Origin of the sequence: Aliidiomarina sanyensis (assembly GCF_003987175.1) — a bacterium.
GTDB classification, from domain to species: Bacteria; Pseudomonadota; Gammaproteobacteria; order Enterobacterales; family Alteromonadaceae; genus Aliidiomarina; species Aliidiomarina sanyensis.
Genome location: NZ_PIPM01000006.1, coordinates 151,455 through 164,533 on the forward strand (window position 1 = coordinate 151,455; position 13,079 = coordinate 164,533).

Consider the following 13,079-nt stretch of genomic DNA (forward strand, 5'->3'; position numbering starts at 1 on the left):
GGTTGTCCTTGTTGATGAATAGGTGTAGTTACCCAGTAGATGCTTTCGCATTTTCCTGCGCGTCTGATAGGCGACGCATCGCTTGCATCAGTTTGGTGTCATCAAATGAGTGCAGCGAACGCACGAAGTCCTTTCGAACTTGTTCGTTTGCTATGTTTAGCTCAAATCCGCCATCGTTTCTAACGAGAACGCGAGCTTTTTGATTGGCTTGTTTGCTCATAACATGATCTCCCTGTTTAAAGCGACCAACTGTGTTTAAAAGATACACATAGAGCCTGTTTTTAGCAAATTTGGCGCGGCTATGTACCCAACTCGAACCCAACGCATTGCGTTGGCTACATACACCATACCCGTAACCAACGCATTGCGTTGGGGCCAGATTCGAACCCAACGCATTGCGTTGGCTACATACACCATACCCGTAACCAACGCACCGCGTTGGGGCCAGGGTCGAACCCAACCCAACGCACCGGTAGCCAACGCACCGCGTTGGGGCAAGGCTCCAACCCATCAAACCATCTTGATGATCGCATCGGTGGATGGGTCGAACGAGATATCTTCCCCATGCAAGGCCTTGAACGTATCCAAGGCCACTTGCTTGCCTTTTTCCACACCGGGCTGATCAAATGAATTCAGTCCCCAAATCACCCCTTGAGTAAAAATCTTGTGCTCATACGCGGCAATGATCGCCCCAAAGCTCTCGGGGGTCAGCTCGCGCAATGCGAGCAGTGATGTCGGGTGTCCGCCCGGGTAGTTCTCAGACGGCACGTCGGATTTTGAGCCAAAAGCCATCAAGCGACGATGGGCCAAGCAGTTGGCCACGGACAAGCGCTGTTGCTCGGCGAGCGATGTTTGGACACGTTTGGAAAAACGTTTATCGGTTCTGTGCAGCACTAACACAAAATCTGCAGTGAACTGATCATATCCTTGGTGCAAATGCTGGAAGAACGCATGCTGGCCGTTGGGGCCAAAACCACCCCAGACAATCGGGCCGGTCGGGTAATCTATCGCTTCGTTGGCGGCATTGTATTGCTTGCCGTTGGATTCCATATCGAGCTGCTGCAAATAGGAAGGGAGCATTCGAAAGCGACCATCGTAGGGCAAAATTGCCAAGTTATTGATGTCGCGTTCCTCGCGGTTATACACCCCAATTAAGGCCATCAGCATGGGGATGTTTTCATCCACAGGGGCTGTGGCAAAGTGCTCGTCCATTAGGCGCGCGCCTTCAAGCATTTGTTGAAATACTTGCACGCCACAGGTGGTGGCAATCGAGAGGCCTATCGCCGACCACAGGGAAAAACGTCCACCGATGGTCTCTGGGAAGAGCAGCTGGTGGGGCGCCGGAATACCATAGGCGTCCATTTTCTTGGCGTTGGCGGAAACGCCAATAATGTGGTGCTCAAGCCAATCGTTAACGCCTAAGTTTAATGGCTCGAAATGCTCGAGCATCCACTCGCGGGCGGTATCGACATTGGCGAACGTGTCGATGGTGCCAAAGGACTTCGAGGAGATAATAAACAGGGTGGTTTCGGGATCACAAATAGGCAGCACGGCATAGAGTTGGCCGCCGTCCATGGAGGAGACGAAATGGGTATCAACGTGGTGATCATGAATGTCGGTGGCAAATTCGCGTAGCGCAAACGAGGCCATCAAGGGGCCGAGATCGGAGCCGCCGACTCCGATATTGACGATGTCGGTGATCGGCTTGCCGGTGGCGCCCCGCCATTTGCCGGAGCGCAGTTTGCGTACCATTTGGACGAACTTTGATTTTTCACCTTCACGCACCACCGAGTATTTGCCGCGCGAGAGGGTATGGGCGACTTCGCGGCTCTCGGAGATGTTAAGGTATTCACCTGCCAACAATGCGTCACGTTTTGTCGCAAAGTCCTCGGGTAGTTTATACTGGGCGTAATCACGAAGTTGTTCGTGGGTAAGGAACTGATAGCTCCAATCGTACACTAAACCATTGAGCTCGGTGCGGAATGTCTCACGGGTGAGGTGAGATTCGCTGTAGCGATGGGTGTCGTTCATGGGCCTAAGTCCTTTTATCACTTATGTTAACAGTTCGTGTTGATGGCTCGGTCGGTTGTGCGTACCGAGCGTATGCGGCGGTTCACCTAGAGTGTAGGTAACATACGCGCCCTTTGAAATTTAAGATTTATAGTATTCGTGAGGTAGGGCTCGGTTCAAGCCTTGTTTTTGTTTTTCTGCTGATATTCTGTGGCTTTTGGGCCTTTTACGGGCACCGAAAATAACGTACAATCTGTGCCGTTCCGAATAGAAAAATGAGAATAAGGTAACGGGTTTGTTGCGCCCAGGGACGGTCAGTGTGCGAACAGGAGTTCGCCGTGTTTTATCTCGCGATATTTAAGGATGTATCGGAATTATGCCGGCATGGTATGTACTCCATTGCAAAGCACGCCAGGAAGAGCGTGCCATCGCAAATCTTGAAAACCAGGGCTTTCGTGCCTTGTGTCCCATGTTTACCCAACAAAAACGTGTTGCAGGCAAACGTAAGCTCGTGCGTGAAGCTTTATTCCCCAATTACGTCTTTATTGAAGCTGAACCTGAACAAATGAATTTAAATGCGCTGCGAAGCACGCGTGGTGTTCGCGGCGTTGTGCGTTTTGGGGGGAATCTTGCCAAAGTCCCGACGGCTGTAATTGCAAAGATTCGGCAAACGGCGGAAGAAAGCGCTCAAAATGATGTTATTCCAGAGTTCGCCGCAGGCAGCTCTGTGACTATTATATCCGGGGCGTTTGCTGGGTTGCAGGCGGTGTACCAAATGCCAAAAGGCGAAGACCGCTGCATTGTGCTGCTCGAGATGCTCGGCAAGCAGCAACAACTAGAAATTGAAGCACAAAGCTTAACGAAACCGTAACCAACGCACGTTTTGTAACGGCGCGATGGGCTGGATACACGTGACCAACGCACCGCGTTGGGCAGGAGAAGACAACGCGTAGCCAACGCACCGCGTTGGGCCGCAACCAAACGTTCCTCGGGATTTAGGGCCCTGAACCTAAGGGCGGTAGCGTGTCTGGAGAGTGGAATTTCAAACCTTTAAGAATGAGAAACGAATTAGCATCATGAATAGAGTTTTAGTTACAGGCGCTGCTGGGTTTATCGGGTTTCATACGTGTATGCGCCTGTTGAGTGATGGTTTCGATGTGGTAGGCATTGACAACCTCAACGACTATTACGAAGTGTCGTTAAAAGAGGCACGCTTGAATGAACTTGAGAAGCATGAGAATGCGGAAAAATTTCATTTCTTAAAGCTAGATATTGCAGACCGTCAAGGTGTAGCGACGCTTTTTGCTGACGTTGGGTTTGATTATGTGATTCATCTTGCAGCTCAAGCGGGTGTCCGTTACTCATTGCAAAATCCGCATGTCTATGCTGACTCGAATTTGGTCGGTCATCTAAACATTTTAGAAGGCTGTCGTCATAGCAAAATTAAACACCTTATTTATGCAAGTTCAAGTTCGGTGTATGGGATGAATACAAAGATGCCATTCAAAACGGCAGATTCAGTTGATCATCCAGTGAGTTTGTATGCTGCAACCAAGAAAGCTAATGAATTGATGAGTCACACATATTCACACTTGTACGGCATACCAACGACGGGGCTTCGATTCTTTACGGTATATGGGCCATGGGGACGCCCGGATATGGCGCCGATGATTTTTACAAAGGCGATCGTGCAGGGTGATAAGATTCACGTTAACAACCACGGAAAGATGGAACGTGATTTTACGTATGTGGATGACATCGTAGAGGGAATTGTCAGACTCATCCCGGTTATTCCGGTACGGAATCCAAATTGGTCTCCTGAGGACGGCGCGGCGGATACAAGCAGTGCTCCGTATAAAATTTTCAATATTGGTGCGGGTCGTCCAACAAAGCTGATGGATTTTATCAATACGCTTGAACTAGAACTTGGCCAAAAAGCGGAAAAAGAGTTAAGAGGTATGCAAGCAGGGGATGTGGTGGCGACATGGGCGGAAACAGAAGACTTGTTTGCTGCAATCGATTATCGACCTCGCTACTCGTTGAACGAGGGAATTCCCAAGTTTGTTCGTTGGTACCGTGATTATTTTCAGAGTGTTTAGACAATTAACGAGAAAGCTTATTTTTGCTGAGGTTTTGGGTTTCACTGGTGCAGTTTGTTTACCGCTAAATAAGAAGAAGTAATGGGATGAAAAAGATCGCTGTCGCAGGAACGGGATATGTAGGCCTCTCGAACGCAGTTTTACTCGCGCAACACAATCAAGTCACAGCAGTAGACGTGGTGTCAGAGAAAGTTGAGTTGCTGAATCATAAGAAATCACCAATTCAGGATAAGGATATTGAGCGATTCCTAGCCAATAAATCGCTTTATTTGAGTGCAACGACCGATGCTCAATCAGCATACGAAGATGCTGAGTATGTGATTATCGCAACGCCCACTGACTATGACCCAAAATCAAATTTCTTTAACACGAACTCGGTAGAATCTGTTATTTCACAGGTCATGGATGTAAACCCAAGTGCAGTGATGGTGATTAAGAGCACTATACCGGTAGGCTACACGAAAGAACTTAAAGAAAAATTCAATACTAACAACATCATCTTTTCCCCAGAATTCTTGCGAGAGGGGAAAGCACTACATGATAACTTGTACCCTAGCCGCATTGTTGTGGGGGAACGTTCGGAGCGCGCGGAGGTTTTTGCGAGCCTCTTACAGCAGGGTGCGATCGCTCAAAATATTCCCGTGTTGTTTACAGACAGCACCGAGGCAGAAGCAATAAAATTGTTTGCTAATACTTACCTAGCGCTCCGCGTAGCTTACTTCAACGAACTCGATACCTACGCAGAAATTCACGGCTTAGATACACGCCAAATTATCGATGGCGTATGTTTAGACCCACGGATTGGCGCCCACTACAACAACCCAAGCTTTGGCTACGGTGGCTATTGCCTCCCGAAAGACACCAAGCAATTGTTGGCTAACTACGACGACGTTCCGCAAAACCTGATCCAGGCCATTGTGGAAGCGAATCGCACCCGCAAAGATTTCATTGCCGATGCCGTAATCGCTAGAAACCCGAAGGTGGTGGGTATCTATCGCTTGGTTATGAAAGAGGGAAGTGACAATTTCCGCTCTTCAGCAATCCAAGGCATCATGAAGCGGATTAAAGCCAAAGGGATTGAAGTGGTAGTTTACGAGCCAGCACTCAAAGACGAACACTTCTTCAACTCGCGCGTGATCCGCGATTTAAAAGAATTTAAAAACACCGCCTGCGTTATCGTGTCCAACCGACTGTCGAATGACCTGACAGACGTGCAGGACAAAGTGTATACCCGAGACCTATTCAACAGTGATTAACGTAGGCCGTACACCGCACGGCGCGGACGTAAACCCGAAGGAATATAATCGTAGGCCGTGCACCGCTCGGCATAGCACCAACCCAAATTCCACGCATATCTCAGGAACACCCAATGACTCAACATCAAAATCCTGACCAACCCACACGCCAACTCGCCGACGACGAGATCGACCTCCGCGAACTATTTCGCATTCTCTGGAATGGTAAATGGATCATTATTGTGGTCACCTTTGTGTTTGCAGTGGGTTCTGTGCTCTATGCATTGAGCCTTCCCAATATTTACCAAGCCGAAGCGAAACTAGCACCCACCAAAGAGAGCCAAGGAAATGGTATCGGAAGCCTTGGGCAGCTAGGTGGCCTAGCATCCCTTGCCGGTGTGAATCTCCCCCGCGGTCAAGTGGATAACGCGCGTATGGCGCAAGAAATTATGCGCTCGCGCGCATTTCTCGCGGACTTTGCGGAGCGTCGACAAATCGCTCCTGATCTCATAGCTGTCGAGAAATGGGACCCACGCACGGGTGAAATCAGCTATGACCCAGAGATTTATAATGCACAAACCCAAACTTGGATGCGTGAAGTAAGGCACCCCAAACAAACGATTCCGACTGCGTGGGAGCTTGTCGAAGAATTAAGAGAAATTTTAAGAATTAGTCAGGATACTGCAACGGGTATTGTGTCACTCTCTATTGAGCATCAATCACCCATCGTCGCCAAGAATTGGGTCGATTGGTTGATTGAAGATATCAATAATGAAATGCGCAGAAGAGACATCGAGGAAGCAGAGCGTAGTATTCAATATATCGAAAATGAATTCGAGAAAGCGCGTTTAGCAAACACACAACAGGTTTACGCCTCCCTTCTCGAACAACAAACTCAGACAATTATGTTAGCTAATGTCCGTCCTGAGTATGTTTTTCGAGTTTTAGACCCTGCCGTTATCCCTGAGCAGCGCGCCAAACCTTCTCGAGCACTGATTGCAATCATTGGAACCTTTTTGGGTGGCTTTCTTGGTCTTGTTATCGTTCTAGCGATCAATATTTTCCGAAGTTAATCTTAAAACTAGTAAGTTTATTCTTATATAAAGAACCATAAAAATTATGAAGATTGTAGTGACTGGTGGCGCGGGATTTATAGGATCCGCGGTAATACGCGAAATAATCCGCAACTCAACGGATAAAGTTGTAAACGTCGATAAACTGACCTATGCGGGTAACCTTGAAAACTTAGCTAGTGTTGCAGAAAGCGAGCGTTATGCGTTTGAAAAAATTGATATATGTAGCACGAGCGCATTAGAAGTAGTCTTCCAAAAACATCGACCCGATGCAGTGATGCACCTAGCAGCGGAAAGTCATGTGGACCGTTCCATCGATGGTCCAGCTGATTTTATCCATACCAATATTGTGGGGACATACACATTACTTGAGGTCGCTCGCAAGTATTGGCAAGGGCTAAGTAGTGAGAAGAAGCAAAGCTTCCGCTTTCATCATATCTCAACGGATGAGGTTTACGGTGACTTGGAGGGGACGGATGACCTATTCACAGAAACCACTCCCTATGCACCAAGCTCGCCTTATTCTGCGAGTAAGGCAAGCTCCGACCATTTGGTGAGAGCTTGGCAACGTACCTATGGGCTACCCACTATTATCACGAATTGTTCAAATAATTATGGCCCTTATCATTTCCCGGAAAAGCTCATCCCTTTGATGATATTGAATGCTTTAGAAGGCAAGCCATTGCCAGTATATGGTAAGGGTAATCAAATTCGAGATTGGTTATATGTAGAGGATCATGCGCGCGCGCTGCTGACAGTCGTGAAGGAAGGAAAAGTAGGGGAAACCTACAACATTGGTGGGCACAATGAGAAGCAGAACATTGAGGTAGTAAAAACTATTTGTTCACTGCTAGAAGAGTTAGCACCCAGCAAACCAGAAAACGTAACGAGTTATCGAGATTTAATCTCCTTTGTGGCCGACCGCCCAGGACATGATATTCGATATGCGATTGATGCAACTAAAATCGAAGTCGAACTAGGTTGGAAACCTCAAGAAACTTTTGAATCAGGATTACGTAAAACGGTGGAATGGTATATATCGAATAGAGAGTGGTGCCAACGCGTGCAAGACGGTAGCTACCAGCGAGAGCGTCTGGGGCAATCTCACACAAAGGGAGAAAGGGTATGAAAGGAATTGTATTGGCAGGAGGCTCGGGTACTCGTTTGTATCCCATCACTATGGGAGTGTCGAAGCAGTTGCTTCCTATCTATGATAAACCCATGATCTATTATCCACTTTCTGTTCTCATGTTAGCGGGCATTAATGAGATACTTATTATCTCTACACCTGAAGACTTACCCAACTTTAAGAAATTGCTCAAAGACGGTTCACAGTTTGGCATCAAGCTTTCCTATGCAGAACAACCGAGCCCTGATGGCCTTGCACAAGCATTCATAATTGGTGAAGAATTTATTGGCAACGATAGCGTTTGCTTGGTACTAGGCGACAATATTTTTTACGGTCAAGGCTTTAGTCCCAAACTTAAACATGCTGCCAAGCAACCAAGTGGTGCAACTGTGTTTGGTTATGAAGTCAAAGACCCCGAGAGATTTGGAGTCGTTGAGTTCGATGAGAATCAACGTGTGATTTCCATTGAAGAAAAGCCACGGAAACCAAAATCACACTATGCCGTGACAGGCCTGTATTTTTACGATAACGATGTGGTGAAAATCGCCAAACAAGTGCAACCCTCAGAGCGTGGCGAGTTAGAAATTACAAGCGTTAACCAAGCCTATTTAGAGCGCGGCGATTTAGATGTTGAGTTGCTTGGCCGTGGCTTTGCATGGCTGGATACCGGTACACACGAAAGTTTGCTTGAGGCTGGTATGTTTGTCGAAACCATTGAGAAACGCCAAGGCTATAAAATTGCTTGCTTAGAAGAGATAGCCTTCAATAATGGCTGGCTTAGCAAAGAAGATTTAAGGCGTATAGGTCAGCAGCTTAGTAAAAATAGTTATGGGCAGTACTTATTGGAATTAGTGAGCGCTTAAATGTCGATTAAAGAACATAAGATCTTAGGTGATCATCGGGGTAAGCTAGTCGCATTAGAGGCGGGTATAGATATCCCTTTTGAAATTAAACGTATTTTTTATATTTTTGGAACTCAAGTTGGCGTTCCGCGCGGGCAGCATTCACACCATGCCATTCAGCAGTACTTAATAGCCGTTAATGGTAGTTGCAAGGTTACGCTGGATAACGGCAAAGTAAAGCAAACTTATGAGCTAAATCACCCCAGTAAAGGCCTATTTCAAGATGCCCTGATTTGGGGGGAAATGCACGACTTCAGTGAAGACTGTTTATTGTTAGTGCTAGCCAGCGAACATTATGATGAAGCTGATTATATTCGTGATTATGATGAGTTCAAAAAGATCGTGAATGCTTAATTTGAATTTTAAATGGAAAAGATGAACTCTACCACTTTGCTGGCAAAAATTAATATTTCCATTAATGCTAGAAGCGCAGCGACATGACAATCTAAAGCTAAACTTTATGCCTAACTTAAATACATTTATGACAGGTTCTGAATTTTATGAGTTACATTCATCCGCTAGCTGATGTACACAGTAAGAATATAGGTAAAGACAGCAAAGTGTGGCAATTTTGCGTGGTTTTGGAAGGCGCAGTAATGGGGAAAAACTGCAATATAAACGCGCATGTACTGATTGAAAACGATGTCATTATCGGGAACAACGTTACCGTAAAGTCAGGGGTGCAGATATGGGATGGTACGCGAATAGAGGACAATGTTTTTCTTGGTCCCAATGCCACATTAACCAATGACAAAACACCTCGCTCTAAACAATATCCCGAAGCTTTTCAAGGCATAACTTTACAGGAAGGTTGTAGTATCGGGGCGAACGCTACCATTTTACCGGGTATTACTATTGGTAAAAAAGCGATAGTCGGTGCAGGTGCAGTTGTTACTAAAAATGTACCTGATTATGCAGTTGTGGTTGGTAATCCAGCAAAAATAATTCAACAAAATAAGGATTTAGCCATGAACACTATTAATAGGCAGAGTAAGTAGCTTTTATGCTGCGAGGTACACAGCATGAAGGCACTAACCAGCAAAACTACTCGCATACGTTATGTCGAAGAATCAGATGCTGGCTTATTTAAAAGCTGCGTTTGGTCGAACGATACAATAAGTTTCTATCCAGTGTAAACCTAGATGTGCAAATACAAAAAGGCTTGATAAGAAGATACAAAGCAGACGAAGCAGCTAAAAAAAATTTCTATTGCATTATTGAACGCTCGGATAGAGAAACTTGCGGCACGTTAAGAGTCTACGATTTGCGTGAAGATTCTTTTTGCTGGTGCAACTGGATACTAGACAAAGATAAAACCCGTTCTGCTAAAACTAAAAGTGATTTTTTGGTGTATTAATTTGGTTTTGAAGAGCTTGGCTATACGAAATCTCATTTTGATGTTAGAAAAGAAAATGCTAATGTAATTTTGTTTGATAAAAGATGGGTGTAAATCAAGCCGCTGAAACATAACTGGATTTATTGTTTGAAATACCCCTAGAATCAGTGTTCAAAGAAAAATATAGATTAAAAGAGAAAATAAGCTAAATGATCCCTTTTTTAGATTTAAAAGCCATCAACGGCCAATATCGTGACGAACTTATCGCCGCCTGTATCCGCGTTATCGATTCTGGCTGGTATATCGCTGGCAATGAACTCGCACAGTTTGAACGAGCGTTCGCCAGCTACTGCGGCACTAAACATGCAATCGGTGTGGCCAATGGCCTTGATGCACTTGTTCTGACCCTGCGTGCTTGGAAAGAGCAGGGCAAGTTCAAAGAGGGTGATGAGGTGATCGTTCCCTCCAACACCTACATTGCCAGCATCCTAGCTATTAGTGCCAACGGCCTTGTGCCGGTGTTGGTTGAGGCTGATTTAGCAACTTATAACCTTTGCCCAGCCAAAACAGAAGCTGCAATTACAGCTAAAACACGCGCCATTTTACCTGTGCATCTTTACGGTCAGTTAGCGGACATGCCGAGAATTTCGGATATTGCTCAGCGTCACAATTTATTGGTTCTGGAAGACTCCGCGCAAGCCCATGGTGCAGAACTAAACGGTAGAAAGGCGGGTAACTGGGGCGATGCCAGTGGCTTCAGCTTTTACCCGGGTAAAAACCTCGGAGCATTAGGCGATGCCGGTGCAGTCACGACCAACGATGACCAACTAGCCGAAACACTGCGCGCACTGCGAAACTATGGCTCGCACGAGAAATATAGAAACTTGTTTCAAGGCTCCAACAGCCGCCTAGACGAAATCCAAGCGGCTATGCTCAGCGTCAAGCTAAAACATCTAGACACCGAAACAGCACACCGCCGCAAAATAGCTCAAGCCTACTTAAATGGCATATCTAATCCTGCAATCACACTGCCGGCTATTCAGTCAGGATTGAACTCTAGTAATTCAAAATTAGTGAACGAAGCTCATGTATTCCATGTGTTCGTCATTCGCTGCGAACAGCGGGAAGCCTTGCAAAAGCACTTGCTAAAACATGGCATTCATACTTTAATTCACTATCCAATCCCACCGCATCAGCAACAAGCCTATAAAGAGTGGAATATGCAAAGCTATCCAGTGTCGGAGATAATTCACCAGCAGGTGCTGAGCTTGCCAATGGGGCCGACCGTTACGATGGAAGACGTCAAAAAAGTGATTGCAGCTATAAACATATTCAAAATTTAAAATTACTCATCAAGAATTAATCTTGTGACACTAATAAAAACTAGCCTGCTCAACGGCATTGCAGTAGTGATAAAGATGTTCACCATGCTTGGGCTCAACAAGATTCTCGCTATCTACGTTGGTCCAGCAGGTTATGCAGCCATAGGTAACTTTCAAAACGCTGTGCAAATGATTAGTACTTTTGCAAGCGGTGCCATTAATACCGGAGTGGTGAAGTACACGGCTGAATACCATAACGATGAAGAGAAACAGCGGCAAGTGTGGCGCACTGCCGGCACAATTGCTGTGCTCGGATCAGTTATTACTGGAATAGGGGTAACTGTATTCAGCAAGCAAATAGCGCTCTGGTTTTTACGGGACGAAAGTTACAACACTGTTTTTATCTGGTTCTCAGTCACGCTTCTCTTCTTTATTTTTAATACACTTTTACTCGCAGTACTAAATGGCAAAAAAGAAATCCACCGCTACATCATTGCCAACATTGCAGGAAGCCTTTTGTCATTAGTAGTCACAAGCATATTAGCAATTCAGTTTGGTTTACTTGGTGCACTGACTGCACTGGCGATTCATCCATCCTTTTCGTTTATTATTACACTATATCTTTGCTACAAAGCAGATTGGTTTAAATTGAGCTATTTGTTTGGAAGCTTGAATAAGCAGATTTTACTTAATTTAAGCAAATTCACAGCAATGGCCTTGACTACTGCTGCTTGTATACCGGTAAGTCACATACTGATCCGGACACATCTTGGAGAAACTCTAGGGCCGGAAGCAGCGGGGTACTGGGAGGCAATGTGGCGCTTGAGTGGTGCATACTTAATGCTCGTAACTACAACTTTAAGTCTGTATTACTTACCTAGACTGTCGGAGCTGAAAGACCCAAGGGAAATAAAAGCGGAAATCGTTCAAGGTTACAAAATTATCCTGCCCGCAGCAGCTGCATGTGGTTTAGCTATTTATTATCTACGCGATGTTATTATTACTGTTCTATTTACCGAAGACTTTATGCCCATGCGTGAGCTCTTTGCTTGGCAAATGGTTGGGGATACACTGAAGATTGGGAGCTGGATATTGGCTTATTTAATGCTTGGTAAAGCTATGATGAAGTTATTTATAGCTAGTCAGATCTTCTTTGCAGCAGGGTTTTACGGTTGGACGTATTTACTTACAAATAGTTATGGCTTGGAAGGCGTCGCGATAGCGCACACAATTAACTACGCGATTTATTGGTTGGTTATGAGTGTCTTTATTGGTAAGAGTGTTTTAAAAAACACACTAAAGGATACTGCTTAGAATATCTTATGAGAACGCTATGTAAGCACTACCTCTTTACTAGTTAGGGCATTCAGAACGAAGGGGATATTGTGGAAAGGGAAAGAGATCTTGAAAATATTACTCTAGATTCAACTAATAACTGCAACACTCGCTTTGCGCGTACTGCAATTGCTCTTTTAAAATCACATGTGGTTACTTAAACCCTAAAACTTTACGTGGTCTGTAGTTTATACGCTGCTGCATTTTGGCTAGCATATCATTGGTCAATGTCCGCAAGCTGGTGCCTTTCGGAACATATTGACGCAATAGACCATTTGCATTTTCGTTTGCGCCTCGCTGACAAGACGCATACAGGTCAGCGAAGTACACATCTGCATCTAAAGCCTTGGCGATACACTTATACTCGGCGAATTCCAAACCATTGTCCGCAGTAATCGTCTGCACAAGTGATTGACAAGGTTGTAACATTTCAATCAAAGCATCCGCAACTTCGTTTGCATTTTTGCTAAATACCTTACGGGTAACATAGAAGAGGCTTTTTCGTTCTAAGGAGACTGTAAAAGATTTTGTGTAAATGGCTGATTGCACTGTTAAATCCGATCCTGATACATAATCTCGAACTGCGCCATTGCCGGTTTCCAGTTGCGTATGGGCATCGTCCACTTTTTTGAAGCCTG

Annotated in this window: 12 protein-coding genes and 1 pseudogene; 10 read left to right on the top strand and 3 right to left on the bottom strand. The window is 45.4% G+C overall.

Translation table 11 applies throughout. The features are described 5' to 3' along the window. Nucleotides 1-28: 28 nt before the first annotated feature. Both CWE11_RS07605 and pgi read right to left on the bottom strand, forming a co-directional pair. Nucleotides 29-220, bottom strand: coding sequence for a hypothetical protein (locus CWE11_RS07605; RefSeq protein ID WP_126777015.1), 192 nt, complete (start codon nucleotides 218-220; stop codon nucleotides 29-31). Nucleotides 221-510: 290 nt separating this feature from the next. Beyond that, nucleotides 511-2,031 carry a glucose-6-phosphate isomerase gene (gene pgi, locus CWE11_RS07610; RefSeq protein WP_126777016.1) on the bottom strand — a complete coding sequence of 507 codons (1,521 nt, stop codon included), beginning with the start codon at nucleotides 2,029-2,031 and terminating at the stop codon, nucleotides 511-513. A 355-nt stretch (nucleotides 2,032-2,386) separates the two neighbouring features. Between pgi and rfaH the strand changes: the two genes are divergently transcribed. The 10 genes from rfaH (at nucleotide 2,387) to CWE11_RS07660 (ending at nucleotide 12,420) form a co-directional block, all read left to right on the top strand. After that, the gene (gene rfaH, locus CWE11_RS07615) at nucleotides 2,387-2,881 is read left to right on the top strand and encodes a transcription/translation regulatory transformer protein RfaH (RefSeq protein WP_126777017.1); all 495 of its coding nucleotides are present in this window, start codon (nucleotides 2,387-2,389) and stop codon (nucleotides 2,879-2,881) included. A 205-nt stretch (nucleotides 2,882-3,086) separates the two neighbouring features. Next, nucleotides 3,087-4,109, top strand: a complete 1,023-nt coding sequence (locus CWE11_RS07620) for an NAD-dependent epimerase (protein ID WP_126777035.1) — start codon at nucleotides 3,087-3,089, stop codon at nucleotides 4,107-4,109. An 86-nt stretch (nucleotides 4,110-4,195) separates the two neighbouring features. Beyond that, the gene (locus CWE11_RS07625; RefSeq protein ID WP_126777018.1) at nucleotides 4,196-5,365 is read left to right on the top strand and encodes a nucleotide sugar dehydrogenase; all 1,170 of its coding nucleotides are present in this window, start codon (nucleotides 4,196-4,198) and stop codon (nucleotides 5,363-5,365) included. 113 nt (nucleotides 5,366-5,478) lie between these two features. Continuing rightward, the gene (locus CWE11_RS07630) at nucleotides 5,479-6,417 is read left to right on the top strand and encodes a Wzz/FepE/Etk N-terminal domain-containing protein (RefSeq protein WP_126777019.1); all 939 of its coding nucleotides are present in this window, start codon (nucleotides 5,479-5,481) and stop codon (nucleotides 6,415-6,417) included. Between the two features lie 46 nt (nucleotides 6,418-6,463). Beyond that, complete coding sequence (rfbB, locus tag CWE11_RS07635) at nucleotides 6,464-7,546, top strand: dTDP-glucose 4,6-dehydratase (RefSeq protein WP_126777020.1); 1,083 nt, start codon at nucleotides 6,464-6,466, stop codon at nucleotides 7,544-7,546. Then, the gene (rfbA, locus tag CWE11_RS07640) at nucleotides 7,543-8,409 is read left to right on the top strand and encodes a glucose-1-phosphate thymidylyltransferase RfbA (RefSeq protein ID WP_126777021.1); all 867 of its coding nucleotides are present in this window, start codon (nucleotides 7,543-7,545) and stop codon (nucleotides 8,407-8,409) included. Before rfbB ends, rfbA begins: the two co-directional genes overlap by 4 nt. Further along, on the top strand, nucleotides 8,410-8,802 hold the full coding sequence (locus CWE11_RS07645; RefSeq protein ID WP_126777022.1) for a sugar 3,4-ketoisomerase: 393 nt from the start codon (nucleotides 8,410-8,412) through the stop codon (nucleotides 8,800-8,802). A 146-nt stretch (nucleotides 8,803-8,948) separates the two neighbouring features. Then, nucleotides 8,949-9,446 (top strand): acyltransferase, encoded by a 498-nt coding sequence (locus CWE11_RS07650; protein WP_126777023.1) that lies wholly within the window; start codon nucleotides 8,949-8,951, stop codon nucleotides 9,444-9,446. A 547-nt stretch (nucleotides 9,447-9,993) separates the two neighbouring features. Further along, nucleotides 9,994-11,127 (top strand): DegT/DnrJ/EryC1/StrS family aminotransferase, encoded by a 1,134-nt coding sequence (locus tag CWE11_RS07655; RefSeq protein ID WP_126777024.1) that lies wholly within the window; start codon nucleotides 9,994-9,996, stop codon nucleotides 11,125-11,127. Nucleotides 11,128-11,151: 24 nt separating this feature from the next. Further along, entirely contained in the window at nucleotides 11,152-12,420 is a 1,269-nt protein-coding gene (locus CWE11_RS07660; RefSeq protein WP_126777025.1) for an O-antigen translocase, read from the top strand. Between the two features lie 174 nt (nucleotides 12,421-12,594). On the opposite strand, the pseudogene CWE11_RS07665 reads toward CWE11_RS07660, so the two are convergent. Then, nucleotides 12,595-12,954, bottom strand: a pseudogene (locus tag CWE11_RS07665) (IS30 family transposase); the annotation flags it as partial. Between the last annotated feature and the right edge of the window lie 125 nt (nucleotides 12,955-13,079).